This window comes from Streptomyces sp. NPDC055749 (genome assembly GCF_053617235.1).
The window spans coordinates 107,860-123,549 of record NZ_JBSHFH010000022.1 but is presented as its reverse complement, the minus strand read 5'-3'; the positions used below and the strand labels follow the sequence as shown (position 1 = coordinate 123,549).

The following is a 15,690-nucleotide window of genomic DNA, read 5'->3' as shown; positions in this document are numbered from 1 at the left end:
CGCAGAGGTCGGCGATGGCGGACCGGGGAACGGGACTGCCGGAGAGGATCAGGTGCAGGAGGCGACGGCGCAGCGCCTCGCTCTGCTCGCCCGCCTGCGACTGCACTTCGAGGAAGCCCTCGCGGGAAAGCGATTCCAGTTCGTCGATGTAGGCGAACAGCGCGTCGGCGAAACTCAGCATCAGCGTCGGGGAGAAGTTGTAGCTGCGGCCGACCTTCTTGGCCCGCCGCAGGGCCACCCGGGCGCCGAGGCGATAGGCGCCCTGAAGGGTTTCCATACTGCGGCCCTCGTATGCCTCGAACCGCCCGAAACGGCGGCACATGTCGTCGCGCAGCGTGGTGGGCGAGGACGGCTCGGCGACGAGGTCGACGAACGAGGAAAGGCTCTGTTCCACGCCGACTCGGATGGCCTGACCATTGGGTCCGTCAAGTAGACGGGCGTATTCCGGATAGGCCCGGGTGACCTCGACGCCGATCTCCTTGATCAGGCTGGGCAGTTCGGGCCGCATGATCGCGGCGAATTCCTGGGGGAGTGGCCCCAGGGGGTCTCCGATGTCCAACGGCTGTATGAGATGTGGCATGACGTGTCCCCTTGCTCTCGGCGCCCGATGGTGGGGTGAGGCGGTGGGGGGAAAGCGCTCCCACGAACCGACAGGTGCGTACCAAGTCCGCGACGAAGATAGACCAAGTCATGGGCGGAGCCCACCACTTGGACAGGATCGGAGCGCAGGGGGCACACATCTCGGCCGCATGGTGGGAGTTCGGTGCGGATGGGGCGGACGCGCGCTCATTTTCGGGCAATGCATTCCGGCCGCCGAGCTCCGGTGCGCCGGTGGTCATGCGCTCCCGTGGCCCGGCCGCGGCCTCCCGTTCCCTGTGCACCGCCGACCGGGTTCTTGATACCGGCGGGCCTCGCATTTAGGCGTACGTACGCACCCGTTGATAATTCAGACGCGTCCGGGTGCTCATTTATCTATTAAAATCCTTGCCCTGGAAAAGATCTTAAGCCGCAGGATTGTGTCGCCCTGTTTCCGGTGAGTAACATCCGGCTTGGCCAATTGGGGCGCGAAATCTGCCCGAAATTTGGCGCTCAGAACTTCCGGCTGCGGACTGCCACGCGCCGACGTGCATTGCCGACACGGCAAGTCAAAGAGGGGACGACATGAGATCCGTTTCCACCACAACGCGTATGGGGCTGCTGGCAGGCTTCACGGCGTTCACCGCCCTGCTCTCCACCGGTACGGCCACGGCGGCCGGCCAACTGAACGGTCACTGGGCACCGTTCAACCGCTGCCCGGTGGATGCCCCCGCCATGCTGGCGGCAGACGGTGTCACCAACGTCGCGACCTGCATCTCCTCCAGTTCCGCGAGCGGCTCCATCAAGCTCGGCTCCTCGCAGGTGCCGACCACGAAGACCGATCTCCAGCTCGGAGTGATCCAGCACAGCGACGGCACCACCACGCTGGTGGCCCCTGCCGAGGGTGCGCTCGTCGCGGATTCCGCGGATATCCCCGGCGGCCTTCTCGGCATCATGTGCCCGAGCGGGATTCCGTTCGTCTCCGGAATCTGCCGGCAGCTCACCGACGTCAACCTGAACCGTGTCACGGCGACCATCGAACCGGCGGGCGCACCGCGTGACTTCAATATGGCCGCGGCGTTCTCCGCGGGCGAGCCCATTCTCACCATTCCGGTGCGCATCCACCTCAAGAACCCGTTCCTCGGCGACAAGTGCTACATCGGCACCACCGCCAACCCGGTCCTGCTGAAGCCGCGGAACGAGACGGTGCCTTCGCTCTCCCTCCAGCAGTTCGAGGGCAACGGCACTCCCAGCGAAACGGGCGAGATGGGCCGGTACACCTTCTCCGGCGCGAACCAGGCCGATACCGCCTTCGCCGTCCCCGGCGCCAGTGGCTGCGGAGCCGGTCTCCTGGACTGGGCGGTCAACCTCAAGACGGGTCTGCCGTCCGCCGCCGGCAAGAACAACGTGAAGCTGAACAACACCTCGACGTACTTCGGAAGCCCCTACGACCCGGCATCCCTGGCCCCCGACGAGGGCAAGGCGCTTTCGCGGTTCTGGCACTCGGCAGTGAAGTAGGCCGGGGAGCACCGCTTGCCGGGTGCGGCGGTGCCTTGTTCTCTCTTTCCGCGACTTCCGCAGAAAGAGCATCGTGGAACAGCGCGACAGTCGGTCCTGTATCGAGTGCATCTGGAAATTCCACAGATGCTTCCCCACGCGAAACTCACTCAATTCCCCTGCGGGACAGGAAAAGGGAGAACCATCATGATCAAGAGGACTAAGGTCCTGACCGCTGTCGGTGCCGCTGTGGCGTCGGTGGCCCTCGCGGCCCCGTCGGCGATCGCCGCGCCGACCAGCTGGACCATCACGCCGACCGGAGCGTTCACCGGGAGCGCCGGTCTGACGGTCCTGACGGACAACAACGGCAACAAGATCCAGTGCGCGTCGTCCGCCGCCGCGGGTTCCGCGCCCACGTCTCCGGTCGCCGGAAGCCCCGCGAAGCTGGCGAACATCAGCTCCATCTCCTTCAACGCGCCCTGCACAGGCCCCTTCAGCAGCACCTGGACCGTGACGACCAATGTCACGCCTCCGTGGGAGATCTGGGGCCTCGACTACACGGCCGGTGCGGGCACCAACAGCACTGGACAGGTCACGGGTGAGATCCGGGCGATCAAGGCGACGGTGAGCGGCAGCAGCGTGCTCGGCCCCTGCTCGTTCAATGTCGTCGGCAAGGTCGCGGCCAAGTACAACAACCCGACGAGCGGGGGAGCCAACGGCACCCTCAACACCGCCGGTGGTGGCCTCACGCTGACCATCAGCAACAAGGTGGGCGGCGGCTGCGGGATCGTCGGTGCGACGGCCAGCTTCGCGGGTCTGTACACCATCGTGAGCGGCGCGACGGGCAAGTCCCCGGTCATTGTCGGAAGCTGAGCGACCCCGATGACCGCCGGTAGATGAACGAGGTGCCCGGCCGTGCGAATCGGGCGGCCGGGCACCCGCACGGGCCTGCCGGCACGCACGGACTGACAACCGGACGGGCCCGTTTTGTCATGCGGCGCCAAACTCCGTACGTCGCTCCGCCGATTACACGGTCAGCTCTTCCCAAGGGGTACGGGCCTGCGTACCGTACCCGCCGGTAGGGATCGTGCTCCATCTGTCCGAAGGGCCGCCGGAAGGACTCATCCGCATGACTGTCGACCCGCGGGCCGCAGCGAGGCGCCCGCTCCACCTCGCCGTGGGCGGGGCGCTCGTAGTCGCTACCGCGCTCATTCCGAGCGCCGAATCGGCCGCCGCCACACAGGAGTCGGAGGTCCTGCTCTCCTACGCCTGTGCCTTCCCCTCCGGCATGGAAGAGACCGTTGTCCGGGTCTCCGCCGAACTTCCCTCCGTCGTGCGGACCGGGGAGAAGATCCGGCCCGGGGGCGTCTCGGTCGAGGTGGAGCTGCCGCAGTCCTCGCTGAGCCATTTCACCGAGACGCGGGGGGCCACCTTCTCGACCGTCGCGGAGCTGACGGTCCGCAACACTCAGGGGGAGGAGTCGGCCGATGCCTCCTGGAAGGACCTCAAGGCCGAACCGGTGGCCGTGCCGACGGAGGGCGGAGCCGTCCTCGTCGCCAGGGGCGACGTGCCCACGGTGTCGTTCGGCAGCCCGGGCCGCGCGACTCTGGCACCGATGGCCCTCGACCTCGACTTCACGACCCTCACGGCCGAGGGCGCTCCGACCGCACCCCCCGGACTCGCGGTCCACTGCGAGCCCGCCGGTGAACAGGGGGGAACCCTCGGCGCGATCACGGTGCGCGGGAGCACCGACCCTGTCGTACCCGGACCCGCCACGAGCAGCCCGGCACCGCCGCCGGAAAAGCCCCCTGCGACAGCCGGGCCGGGCGTCACGCCCTCGGTCAGGGAGAGGATCCAGGGACTGATGGACCGGCGTCTTGACTCCCTGGACGACGATCCGCCGGACAGCTGCCCGATCGAGATTCCGCCCGAGTGGGTGATGACGACCGCGCAGGCGTACGCGGCCGGCTACGCGAACGCCGTCAAGCTCGACGGCGCGACCTCGCTGGGACCGGCCTTCATGAACGTCGTCATGAACAAGCGGTACATCGCAGACGGCTGCGCCAGCACCATCGACGTGGAGTCCGAGGTGGAGTTCGACCACAAGGGGAAGAGGCAGCTCCCGCCGAGCAAGTCGACCTTCCTCACCTACGGTTTCATGCCGACCACCGCCACCATGGTTCTCGAACAGGTGGGAGGGCCTGCCTCCGTCCACAGTCATACGGTGACCAATGACCCGACCTGGCCCGAGTGGACCACGATCACCGCTCAACTCTCCATGCGGTTGTACGACGTCGAGGTCAACGGGGTCCCGCTCGATGTGGGGCCGAACTGCCGTACGTCCAGACCCTTCGAGCAGGTGCTGAGGGGCTATGGGACGAGCTACCCGCGCTTCGGGTACCTGGTGGCCTTCGGCGGGCCTCTCACCGGGTATGCCCATATTCCGCCGTTCGAGGGCTGCGGTGTCGGTGAGGACCTCGACGCCGTCTTCACGGCAGCTGTCTCCAGTGCCGGCAAGGAGGCGGACAACTACACCAAGATGATTCAGGCACCCCTGTGCGTGGCCACCAATCCGGATGTGAACTGTCCGCCGGCGGTGCCCACGCCCGAACGCTGACCTCGGGCTGGAAACACAGAAGCTCTTCCGGGCCGGTTGTCCGGAAGAGCTTCTGTGTTTCTGACAGTTTCCCTGCGCGGATCACTCACTCACTGACAAGGAAATCGGGCCCCGGCGCAACGTTCGAGGAAAGTATGTATCCAGTATTGCGCACTCAGGTTACTGGCCCGTAGCGTCCCGATTGGGCCGCACGACCAGGCATACACGGAGTGCTTGCGCAGATGATGACAAAGCCGCGGAGCGGGTTTGTCATTCGGTGACAAGCGGTCCGGCCGGAGATCGAACTCCGCCGATTTCCGCTGTTCAACGGCTTGTCCTGGCGGTTTCGGCGGACATACCGTGCGCCTCCTGATGCCACGTTCACCACCACTTCGAGGGAGGGTCGATGGGAATCGAAATAGTCGTCGAAGGCCTGACGAAGTCCTTCGGTAAGCAGAACATCTGGCAGGACGTCAGCCTGACTCTCCCGGCCGGAGAGGTGAGCGTGATGCTCGGCCCCTCCGGTACCGGAAAGACCGTCTTCCTTAAGTCCGTCATCGGTCTTCTGAAGCCGGAACAGGGACGCGTTCTCATCAACGGCGTCGACATGGTCAACAGCCCCGAACGGGAAATCATGGAGACCCGGAAGCTTTTCGGGCTCATGTTCCAGGACGGCGCCCTCTTCGGCTCGATGTCGCTCTTCGACAACATCGCCTTCCCCTTGCGTGAGCACACCCGCAAGAAGGAGTCCGAGATCCGGCGCATTGTCATGGAGCGGATCGACATCGTCGGACTGCTGGGCGCCGAAGGGAAACTGCCCGGTGAGATATCCGGCGGAATGCGCAAGCGCGCCGGCCTGGCCCGCGCCCTCGTCCTGGACCCGCAGATCATCCTCTGCGACGAACCGGACTCCGGACTCGACCCCGTCCGTACCGCCTATCTCTCCCAGCTGCTGATCGACCTCAACGCGCAGATCGACGCGACGATGCTCATCGTCACCCACAACCTCGACATCGCGGCCACCGTCCCCGACAACATGGGCATGCTGTTCTGCCGCAACCTCGTCACCTTCGGGCCGCGCGAGGTACTGCTCACCAGCGATGTGCCCGTCGTGTCGCAGTTCCTCGCAGGGCGCCGCGAGGGCCCCATCGGGATGTCCGAGGAGAAGGACGCGGCCACCCTCGCCGCCGAGCAGGTGAACGGGCACGGGAGCGGATACGGCTCCGGTCCGCGCACCGTCGTACCGCAGCTGGAGCCCTCGCCCGGCATGCCCGTACGGCAGGGCGCCCTGCGCCGCCGGGAACGGGTCATCTCGATGATGGGCCAGCTGCCGGAGGCCGCCCGTACGGCCATCCTGAACAGCTACACCCCGACCCTGGGCGGTGCGCGCCCGTGACGGCACCCCTGCCGGTGCGGCCACCCGAGCCGCCCGAGAAGGCACAGAAGCCGCCCGAGCAGACGCCCCCGACTCGGCTGCTCGCCCCGCTGCGGGAGACCGGGAAGCTGTTCGCCCTGGCGGCAGCGGTGACCCGGGCGATCTTCCGCAGGCCCTTCCAGGTGCGGGAGTTCATCGAGCAGTTCTGGTTCATCGCAAGCGTCACCATCCTGCCCGCCGCCCTCGTCTCCATCCCCTTCGGCGCGGTCATCGCCCTCCAAGTCGGCTCGCTCACCGAACAACTCGGCGCCCAGTCCTTCACCGGCGGCGCCAGTGTCCTCGCCGTCATCCAGCAGGCCAGCCCGCTCATCGTGGCGCTGCTCATCGCGGGGGCCGGCGGTTCGGCGATCTGCGCCGACCTCGGCTCGCGGAAGATCCGCGAGGAGCTGGACGCGATGGAGGTCATGGGCGTCTCGCCCATCCAGCGCCTCGTCGTCCCCCGCGTCCTCGCCACCATGTTCGTCGCCGTCCTGCTGAACGGCCTCGTCTCGGTCGTCGGCACCCTCGGCGGCTACTTCTTCAACGTGATCATGCAGGACGGCACACCCGGTGCGTACCTCGCCAGCTTCTCGGCCCTCGCGCAACTTCCCGACCTGTACATCAGCGAGTTCAAGGCCCTGATCTTCGGGTTCATCGCGGGCGTCGTCGCCGCCTACCGCGGACTCAACCCGCGCGGCGGGCCCAAGGGAGTCGGGGACGCGGTCAACCAGTCCGTCGTCATCACCTTCATGCTGCTGTTCTTCGTGAACATGGTCCTCACGGCGATCTACCTCCAGATCGTCCCCGCGAAGGGGGGCTGACCGATGCCGATGCTCAGCGGGCTCGACAAGGCGGGCGATCATCTCGTCTTCTACGTACGGGCGTTGGTCTGGATCCCGCGGACGCTGCGCCGCTATCTGAAGAAGGTCCAGCGGCTCCTCGCCGAAGTGGCCTTCGGCAGCGGTGGTCTCGGAGTCATCGGCGGCACCGTCGGTGTGATGATCGCGATGACTCTGTTCACGGGCACGGTCGTCGGCCTCCAGGGGTACGCGGCCCTCAACCAGATCGGCACCTCCGCCTTCACCGGCTTCATCTCCGCCTACTTCAACACCCGTGAGATCGCTCCCCTGGTGGCCGGACTCGCGCTCTCCGCGACGGTCGGCGCGGGCTTCACCGCGCAGCTCGGCGCCATGCGGATCAACGAGGAGGTCGACGCCCTCGAAGCGATGGGCGTGCGCTCCATGCCCTACCTCGTCACGACGCGCATCATCGCCGGGGTCGTCGCGATCATCCCGCTGTACGCGATCGGGCTGCTCTCCTCGTACATCGCGTCCCGCTACATCACCATCCTGTTCAACGGCCAGTCCGCCGGCACGTACGACCACTACTTCAATCTCTTCCTCTCCCCGGACGACGTGCTGCTCTCGGTGCTCAAAGTGCTGATCTTCAGCGTCCTGGTGATCCTCGCCCACTGCTACTACGGCTTCCACGCCACGGGCGGGCCCGCCGGAGTGGGAGTGGCGGTCGGCCGGTCGGTGCGTAACGCGATCGTGCTGATCAGCGTCACCGACTTCTTCCTCTCGCTCGCCATCTGGGGTGCGACGACAACGGTGAAGGTGGCCGGCTGATGAGTTCCCGGGCGACACGGACCGTGCGGCGCAGACTCGCCGGCGTCACCTTCCTGCTCGTGCCCGTCGTGCTCGTGTGGGTATCCGTCTCGGTGTACGAGAAGGACTTCACCGACAGCGCCACGGTGACCGTACGCACGGGTTCCGTAGGCAACGAGATGCACGACAACGCCGATGTGAAGCTGCGCGGCGTCGTCATCGGCCAGGTCAGCGATATCGCGGCCGACGGCGACGGGGCCAGACTCACCCTGGACATTCAGCCGGGCAAGCTGGAGCAGATACCCGACGACGTCACCGCCCAGATGCTGCCCACCACACTCTTCGGCGAACGGTTCGTGGCGCTCGTACCCCCACCCGTCCCGTCCGCCAGTGCGCTCAAGGACGGGGCCGTCATCCCGCAGGACCGATCCAGCAACGCCATCGAGCTGGAGCAAGTCCTCGACAACGTCCTGCCGTTGCTCACCGCCGTGAAGCCGGAGAAGCTCTCCGCCACCCTCAACGCCGTCTCCCAGGCACTCGAAGGGCGCGGCGAGAAACTCGGCGACACGCTCGTCACACTCGACGCACACCTGGCCGAGTTCAACCCGCAACTGCCCACCCTGAACGCCGACATCAGGGAACTGGTCAAAGTGAGCAGGGTCTACGGGGACGCCGCACCCGATGTCCTGGACGCGCTGACCGACTTCACCACCACCAGCTCCACGATCGCCGAACAGCAGGCGGAACTGTCCGGCCTGTACGGGGCCACCACCGCGTCGGCGCAGGACGTCACCGCCTTCCTCCTGAAGAACAAGGACAACCTCATCCGGCTCTCCGCCTCCGGCAGGCCGACCCTGGAGCTCCTCGCCACGTACTCCGACGAATTCCCCTGCACGCTGCGAGCCGTCACCGGATTCATCCCGGCCATGGACAAGGCGCTCGGCAAGGGCACGAAGCAGCCCGGACTCCACGTCACGGTCAAGTCCGTCCCGTCCAAGGGGAAGTACGTGCCCGGCAGGGATACCCCGGTCTACAACGCGACCGGCGGACCGCGCTGCTACTCGGTTCCGTACGTCGGCAGGAGCGCCCCGACCGCCGACGCCCGCAAGGCACAGGCGGGCGCCCCGGCCACCGGCCGGCCGCCGGCCGCCGAGACCGCCCTCGGCCTTCCCAACTCCCCTCAGGAGTCCCGGCTCGTCAACGAACTGGTCGCTCCCTCACTGAAAGTCCAGCCGCAGACCCTGCCCGACTGGAGCAGCGTGCTCATCGGTCCGGCCTTCCGCGGTGCGGAGGTGAAGCTCAAGTGAAGCGCCGCTCACTCGCGGGACCGCTCGCGAAGTCGATCGCCTTCATCCTGGTGACCGTCCTGGCCACCACGGTGCTGGCACTGTCCATCGCCAACACGGGGGTCGGCGACACGACCACGTACAAGGCCAGGTTCACGGACGCCACCGGACTGATCGTAGGAGACAGCGTCCGGATCGCCGGGGTCGAGGTCGGGCAGGTCGAGTCGATCGCGGTGGCCGACAAACGACTCGCCGAGGTCGGCTTCGCCGTCCGCAAGGGGCGCGAACTGCCCGCATCGGTGACCGCCTCGATCAAGTACCTCAACATGGTCGGCCAGCGGTACATCGACCTCGACCAGGGCGTCGGCCCGGTCGGCGAGAGCTTCGCGGCCGGATCGACCATCCCGCTCTCCCGCACGACCCCGGCCCTCGACCTCACCCAGCTCTTCAACGGCTTCCAGCCCCTGTTCGAGGGACTGTCCCCGCCGGACGTCAACCAGCTCGCGGGCTCCATCGTCCAGGTGCTCCAGGGCGAGGGCGGCACAGTCGACAGCATCCTCCAGCACGTCGGCTCGCTCACCAGCACCGTTGCCGCCAAGGACAAGGTGATCGGCGAGGTGATCAAGAACCTCAACACCGTCCTGAAGACGGTCAACGACCGCGAGGCCGGCTTCAACGACCTCGTCGTCACCCTGGAGAAGCTCGTCACGGGGTTCGCCGGTGACCGAAAGCCGCTGGGCGAAGCGGTGACGGCGATGGGCGCGCTCACCACCGTCACCGCCGACCTGCTCAACGACGGCCGCAAGCCGCTCAAGGAAGACATCAAGCAACTCGGGCGACTGACACGTCAGTTGGAGAAGGGGCAGCCGCAGATCGAGAACTTCCTCGCGAAGACCCCGGCGAAGATGGCGGCGATCACCCGCCTCACCTCGTACGGCTCGTGGCTCAACCTCTACCTCTGCGAGGCCAAGGTCGCCGGGGTCACGACCGACAACGGCAGCGCGCCGCCCACCGGCATCGCGATCACCCAACCGAGGTGCCTGGCATGAGAATCAAGCCCGTACGGGAACGCAACCCCGTCGCCGTCGGCATCGTCGGACTGCTCGTCCTGGCCCTCGTCGGACTCGGCGCCTACCGCGCCGACTCGCTGCCCTTCATCGGCGGCGGCACCACCTACAGCGCCGACTTCACCGAATCGGCCGGACTAGCCGACGGCGACGAGGTACGGGTCGCCGGCGTGAAGGTCGGAGAGGTCACCGGTGTCTCGCTCGACGGCGACAAGGTGAAGGTCGAATTCCGGGTGGAGGACGCCTGGATCGGCAACGCCTCCACCGTAGGCATCGCCATCAAGACCCTGCTCGGCGAGAAGTACCTCGCCGTCGACCCGCTGGGCGACGCCCCGCAGGACCCGGGCACCCGCATCACGGCGAGCCGCACCACCTCCCCGTACGACGTCACCCAGGCGTTCAACGGACTCGGCGAGACCATCGGCGAGATCGACACCGCCCAGCTCGCCAAGAGCTTCGAGACGATCTCGGCGACCTTCAAGGACTCACCGCCCGACGTACGCAGCGCCGCCGACGGGCTCTCCGCACTGTCCAGGACGGTCTCCGAACGCGACGCGCAGCTCGTCACCCTCCTCAAGGGCAGCAAGCAGCTCACCAAGACCCTCGCCGGCAAGAAGAGCAGCTTCGAAACACTCCTGGAGGACGGCAACCTGCTCCTCGGCGAGATCCAGGCCCGCCGCGACTCCATCCATCTGCTGCTCACCGGCACCCGTGACCTGGGCACCCAGCTCACCGGGATCGTCGAGGACAACAACAAGCAGCTGAAGCCCACCCTGGACTCGCTCGGCCGGGTCACCGCCGTCCTGGTGAAGAACCGCAAGAGCCTGGACAAGGTGCTCGCGCTGACCGGCTCGTACAACCGGCTCGTCGGCAACACCCTCGGCAGCGGGCGGTGGTTCGACAACTACGTCTGCGGTGTCGTCCCGAAGAACTACCTGCCTCCCCAGGACCCCGAGGTGCCCGGATGCATGCCTCCGAAGCAAGGCGGTCGCTGACATGAGACTCACGCGCATCGTCTCCATCGGCGCAGGACTCGCCGTCGTGGCCGTCGCCGCCACCTCCGGAGTGATGGCCGTGGACGAGGAGGGGAAGACGACCATCACCGCCTACTTCGACCGGGCCACCGGTGTGTACGCGGGATCGGACCTGCGCATCCTCGGCGTGAAGGCCGGCACCGTCGAATCGGTCACGCCGCGGGGTGAGGAGGTCGAGGTCACCCTGAAGCTCGACAAGGGCATCAAAGTGCCGAAGGAAGCGCACGCAGTCGTCGTCGCCCCCAGCCTCGTCGCCGACCGGTACGTCCAGCTCGCGCCCGCGTACGACGGGGGAGCGCAGCTCGCCGACAACGCGGTGCTGCCCGCCGCGAACAACGCCACACCCGTCGAGGTCGACCAGCTGTACGCATCCATCACCGAGCTCTCCACGGCGCTCGGCCCCGACGGAGCCAACGCGGACGGAGCGCTGGCCGGACTCCTCGACACGGGGGCGAAGAACCTCGACGGCAACGGAAAGGCCATCGGGGACTCCATCGAGCAGTTCGGCAAGGCGACGAAGACTCTGGACAGGAGCAGCGGCGACCTCTTCGACACGCTCTCCTACCTCCAGACGTTCACCACCATGCTCAAGGACAACGACGGCAATGTGCGCGCCGCCGAACAGCAACTCAACTCCGTCACCGGATTCCTCGCCGACGACAAGAAGAACCTCAGCGCGGCGCTCAGGGAGCTCGGTACCGCGCTCGGCCAGGTCAAGAGCTTCATCCAGAAGAACCGCGGTTCCCTGAAGAAGAACGTCGACGCCCTGGTGCCGCTCACCCAGACCCTCGTCGACCAGCGGGCCTCGCTCGCCGAAGCCATGGACACGCTGCCGCTCGCGGCCGGCAACGTCCTGAACGCGTACGACCCGGCCAACCGCACACTCAACGGCCGGACCAACCTCAACGAACTCTCCATGGGCGGCCCCCTGGTCGACCCGGCGGCAGGTACGACAGGGATCGCCGGTCTCCAGCCGGTGGACGCCACCCGCCGCAAGGAACTGCCCGTACTGCCGCTCCCCGAGATAGGCACCGTCTACGGCACCCCGGAGAAGTCCACGACGCGGAAGGGGGCGAACCGATGAGCCGTGCCCTGCGCAGACCCGGGGCCCGTACGACCGGCGTCGCCGCCCTGATCGCCGCCGGGGTCGCGGTCGCCGTGGTCGTGACCACCGTCGACGTACCGACGTTCACGGGCATCGACCAGGTGGCGCTGCCCGGTGGCGCCGACCTCGGCGACAGCCCGTACGAGATCACCGCCGAGTTCGGCGACGTGCTCAGCCTCGCCCCGCAGTCCTCGGTGAAGGTCAACGACGTCGCGGTCGGGCGGGTCACCAGGATCTCCCTCACCCCCGGCAGCTGGACCGCCAAGGTCACCATGCGCGTCAACGGGAGGATCGAGCTCCCCGAGAACGCGTACGCGCACCTGGAACAGTCCAGCCTCCTCGGCGAGAAATTCATCCAGCTCTCGCCGCCGGCCGCCGGAACCGCCCGCGGCACCCTCGCCGACGGAGCCCGCATCCCGCTCGCCCGCACCAACCGCAACCCGGAGGTCGAAGAGGTCTTCGGGGCCCTGTCGATGCTTCTCAACGGCGGTGGCATCAACCAGCTCAAGACCATCACCACCGAACTGAACAAGGCGCTCGCCGGGCAGGAACCCCAGATCCGCTCGATGCTCGGCCGCGTCGACACCCTGGTCACCAACCTCGACGACCACAAAGGGGACATCACCCAGGCTCTCGACGGTGTCAACCGCCTCGCGGCCACCCTGGCCACCCGCAAGCAGGACGTCGGAACGGTCCTCACCGGGCTCAGCCCCGGCATGAAGGTCCTGGAGAAGCAGCGGGGGTCCCTCCTCACCATGCTGCGATCGCTCGACACGCTCTCCACCGTCGCCGTCGACACGATCAACAAGAGCAAGGCCGACATGATCGCCGACCTCAAGGCCATCGCCCCCACCCTCAAGGCACTCGCCGACTCCGGCCAGGACCTGCCCGACTCCCTCCAGGTGCTCTTCACCTATCCGTTCACCGACGAGGTGCTGCGCGGGGTGAAGGGCGACTACCTCAACGTCTACCTCGATGTGACGGCGATGCCCGGCACACAGGTCATCCCGGCGCTCACACCCGATCCCCCCGTTCCTCCGCAGCCCAAGCCCGGCACCAGCCCACCCGGCCCCCTGTCCGCTGCGGCGCTCCCGCTTCCCCTCCCGTCCGTCCCAGAGATCTCGCAGGGGAGCGCACGATGATCACTCCCGCGATCCGGCTGAAGAACATCGCCTTCCTGCTCACCGCCGTACTCGTACTCGGCTACCTCGGAGTGCGGTACGCGGACCTCGGCCACTACGTCGGACTGCGCGGCTACTACACCGTCACGGTCCAACTCCCGCAGACCGGCGGCCTGTACACCCACTCCGACGTGACCTACCGCGGGGTGTCCGTGGGCCGGGTCGGGCCGATCGAGCTCACCGACGACGGTGTCGAGGCGGAACTGCGCATCGAGAACGACGCACCGCCCATCCCGGACAGCCTGGCGGCCGTCGTCGCCAACCTCTCGGCCGTCGGTGAGCAGTACATCGACCTCCGGCCCACCCGCCAGGACGGCCCGTTCCTCGGGAACGGCTCGGTCATCGACCAGGCCGACACCACGATCCCCGCGCCGCCCACCGATGTCCTCACCGGCGTCAACGACCTGGCGAGCTCCGTCGACCTGGAGAATCTCCGCACCGTCGTCGACGAGTTCGGCGCCGCGTTCAACGGACGCGGCGACGACCTCCAGGTACTCCTGGACACCGGCAGCGAGTTCGTCCGGGCGGCGGACGAGGCCCTGCCGGTCACGACAAAGCTGATGGCCGACGGCGAGACCGTTCTGCGCACGCAGGCGGAGGAGGGCGAAGCGCTGAAGGGCTTCGCGTCGGGGGCCAAGGAGCTCGCCGCCGAACTCAAGGGCTCCGACACCGATCTGCGCAGGCTCATCGCCACCGCCCCCGATGCCGCCGGACAGATCAGCGGCCTGCTGCGCGATCTCGACCCGAGCTTCGGAGTGGTCGTCGCCAACCTCCTCACCACATCCGAGGTGGCCGTCACCCGGCAGCGCGGCCTGGAGGAACTCCTCGTGAAACTCCCCGCGGTCGTCGCGGCGGGGTCGAGCGCGGTCGACGAGGACGGGGCCAGGTTCGGCATGTCGGTCACCTTCTTCGAACCGCTTCCCTGCACCGCCGGATACGGCGGCACGACCTACCGCAACGGATTCGTCACCAAGCCCGCCGCCTCGGTCAACACCAAGGCGCGCTGCACCTCGTCGCCCGGCACCGGCATCAACGTCCGCGGCAGCGCGAACGCCCCGAAGGGCGGACCCGTGCCCGAGCCGGTCGAGCCGGGTCCGCAGCTCCTGGGAGCCGGAACGGGCACCCCGCTTCCTGGCGCTCTCGGCGCGACCGGTGCCGCCCGGCCCGAGGCCGACGGCATGGCCGGCCTGCTGGGGCTCGGAGGCGGCCGATGATCCGGCGCGTGAGAAACCCCGCCGGCTGGGCCGTGCTGCTCGCCGCCGTACTGGTCTGCGTACTCGGCGGCTGGTCCTACGCCCAGGCCCGGAGCGACGACACCCTCTCGTACGCGAAGGCCCGCGACGCCGCACTCGCCGACGGGAAACGCAACGTCGCCCGGCTCAACAGCCTGGACGGCAGCGACGCCGGGAGCGTACGGACGGGCCTGACGTCCTGGCTCGACTCCTCCACAGGACCGCTCCACGACCAGCTGAAGCGCACCAGGAGCAAGGACGAGGGCGAGCTGACGAAATCCGGAACCACGGCCCGCGGAAAGGTCACCGACGCGGCGCTCACCGCGCTCGACGAACGGTCCGGGACGGCGTCGCTGATCGCGACCGTGGACGTCGAGGTCACCCCGCGCACCGGAAAGGGCGGGACGGAGCGCAAGCGCTTCGAGGCCATGCTCGCCCGTACCGGGGACGGCTGGAAGGTCAGGGCGCTGACGGCGATCCCGGTCGGGGGCGGCGCATGAGCGCGAACGCGGGAACAGTGAGCACCGGGGTGGACACCGAGCAAGCCGAAAAGACCGAAGCGACCCGGACGGTGACGGCGGCCCGCCGCCACTGGCCCCGCGTAGTCGGGACGCTCCTGACGGCCGCACTGCTCGTCGCCGGCGGCGCGCTCTTCGTCGAGGGGCAGCAGCTGAGGGACACTCCCGCCACGTCCAACCGGGCCCTGACGGACACGGAGGCGACCACCGAGGTCGTGGGGGACGTCAGCAGCGCCCTCGGAAAGGTGTTCTCGTACAGCCCCCAGGCCACCGCCGCCACCAAGGCGTCGGCGAAGGAGGTCCTCGCGGGGAAGGCGCTCACGCAGTACGCGGCACTGTTCGGCCAGGTCGAGAAGCAGGCTGCCGACCAGAGGCTGACGCTGACCACACAGGTCGTACGCGCCGGAGTGACCCGGCTGACCGGCAGCAGCGCCCGGCTCCTGGTCTTCCTCGACCAGGTCTACGAACGCCAGGGCAAGGCGCCGACCACGGCCGCCGCACAGCTCTCCGTCTCGGCCGAACTCCGCGACGGGCGCTGGTACATCGTCGAGATCACCTCTCGGTAGGGAGAGACATC

14 protein-coding genes and 1 pseudogene are annotated in these 15,690 nt (G+C 67.8%); 14 read left to right on the top strand and 1 reads right to left on the bottom strand.

From position 1 onward, the window contains the following. Nucleotides 1-580: pseudogene (locus ACWGO0_RS18900) on the bottom strand (PucR family transcriptional regulator); the annotation flags it as partial. 581 nt (nt 581-1,161) lie between these two features. On the opposite strand from ACWGO0_RS18900, the gene ACWGO0_RS18895 reads away from it, so the two are divergent. The 14 genes from ACWGO0_RS18895 to ACWGO0_RS18830 all read left to right on the top strand — a co-directional run bounded on the left by ACWGO0_RS18895 (nt 1,162) and on the right by ACWGO0_RS18830 (nt 15,679). Further along, on the top strand, nt 1,162-2,094 hold the full coding sequence (locus ACWGO0_RS18895; RefSeq protein WP_453535732.1) for a hypothetical protein: 933 nt from the start codon (nt 1,162-1,164) through the stop codon (nt 2,092-2,094). Nucleotides 2,095-2,280: 186 nt separating this feature from the next. Next, nucleotides 2,281-2,946, top strand: a complete 666-nt coding sequence (locus ACWGO0_RS18890) for a hypothetical protein (protein ID WP_453535730.1) — start codon at nt 2,281-2,283, stop codon at nt 2,944-2,946. 256 nt (nt 2,947-3,202) lie between these two features. Further along, nucleotides 3,203-4,690, top strand: coding sequence for a DUF6801 domain-containing protein (locus ACWGO0_RS18885; protein WP_453535727.1), 1,488 nt, complete (start codon nt 3,203-3,205; stop codon nt 4,688-4,690). A gap of 385 nt (nt 4,691-5,075) precedes the next feature. Continuing rightward, complete coding sequence (locus tag ACWGO0_RS18880; RefSeq protein ID WP_453535724.1) at nt 5,076-6,065, top strand: ABC transporter ATP-binding protein; 990 nt, start codon at nt 5,076-5,078, stop codon at nt 6,063-6,065. Further along, entirely contained in the window at nt 6,062-6,904 is an 843-nt protein-coding gene (locus ACWGO0_RS18875; protein ID WP_453535722.1) for an MlaE family ABC transporter permease, read from the top strand. The genes ACWGO0_RS18880 and ACWGO0_RS18875 overlap by 4 nt, the downstream gene beginning before the upstream one ends. Before the next feature lie 3 nt (nt 6,905-6,907). Then, a complete protein-coding gene (locus ACWGO0_RS18870) occupies nt 6,908-7,711 on the top strand; it encodes an MlaE family ABC transporter permease (RefSeq protein ID WP_453535719.1) in 804 nt (267 codons plus the stop codon). Next, complete coding sequence (locus ACWGO0_RS18865) at nt 7,711-8,997, top strand: MCE family protein (RefSeq protein WP_453535716.1); 1,287 nt, start codon at nt 7,711-7,713, stop codon at nt 8,995-8,997. The genes ACWGO0_RS18870 and ACWGO0_RS18865 overlap by 1 nt, the downstream gene beginning before the upstream one ends. Continuing rightward, nucleotides 8,994-10,025, top strand: coding sequence for an MCE family protein (locus ACWGO0_RS18860; RefSeq protein ID WP_453535713.1), 1,032 nt, complete (start codon nt 8,994-8,996; stop codon nt 10,023-10,025). Before ACWGO0_RS18865 ends, ACWGO0_RS18860 begins: the two co-directional genes overlap by 4 nt. Next, the gene (locus ACWGO0_RS18855; protein WP_453535710.1) at nt 10,022-11,038 is read left to right on the top strand and encodes an MCE family protein; all 1,017 of its coding nucleotides are present in this window, start codon (nt 10,022-10,024) and stop codon (nt 11,036-11,038) included. Before ACWGO0_RS18860 ends, ACWGO0_RS18855 begins: the two co-directional genes overlap by 4 nt. A gap of 1 nt (nt 11,039) precedes the next feature. Further along, nucleotides 11,040-12,161 carry an MCE family protein gene (locus ACWGO0_RS18850; RefSeq protein ID WP_453535707.1) on the top strand — a complete coding sequence of 374 codons (1,122 nt, stop codon included), beginning with the start codon at nt 11,040-11,042 and terminating at the stop codon, nt 12,159-12,161. Then, entirely contained in the window at nt 12,158-13,324 is a 1,167-nt protein-coding gene (locus tag ACWGO0_RS18845) for an MCE family protein (protein WP_453535704.1), read from the top strand. The genes ACWGO0_RS18850 and ACWGO0_RS18845 overlap by 4 nt, the downstream gene beginning before the upstream one ends. Continuing rightward, nucleotides 13,321-14,577 (top strand): MCE family protein, encoded by a 1,257-nt coding sequence (locus tag ACWGO0_RS18840; protein WP_453535701.1) that lies wholly within the window; start codon nt 13,321-13,323, stop codon nt 14,575-14,577. The genes ACWGO0_RS18845 and ACWGO0_RS18840 overlap by 4 nt, the downstream gene beginning before the upstream one ends. After that, the gene (locus ACWGO0_RS18835) at nt 14,574-15,095 is read left to right on the top strand and encodes a hypothetical protein (protein WP_453535698.1); all 522 of its coding nucleotides are present in this window, start codon (nt 14,574-14,576) and stop codon (nt 15,093-15,095) included. The genes ACWGO0_RS18840 and ACWGO0_RS18835 overlap by 4 nt, the downstream gene beginning before the upstream one ends. Next, nucleotides 15,092-15,679: a hypothetical protein gene (locus ACWGO0_RS18830; protein WP_453535695.1), complete on the top strand. Its 588-nt coding sequence runs from the start codon at nt 15,092-15,094 to the stop codon at nt 15,677-15,679. Before ACWGO0_RS18835 ends, ACWGO0_RS18830 begins: the two co-directional genes overlap by 4 nt. Nucleotides 15,680-15,690 lie beyond the last annotated feature (11 nt).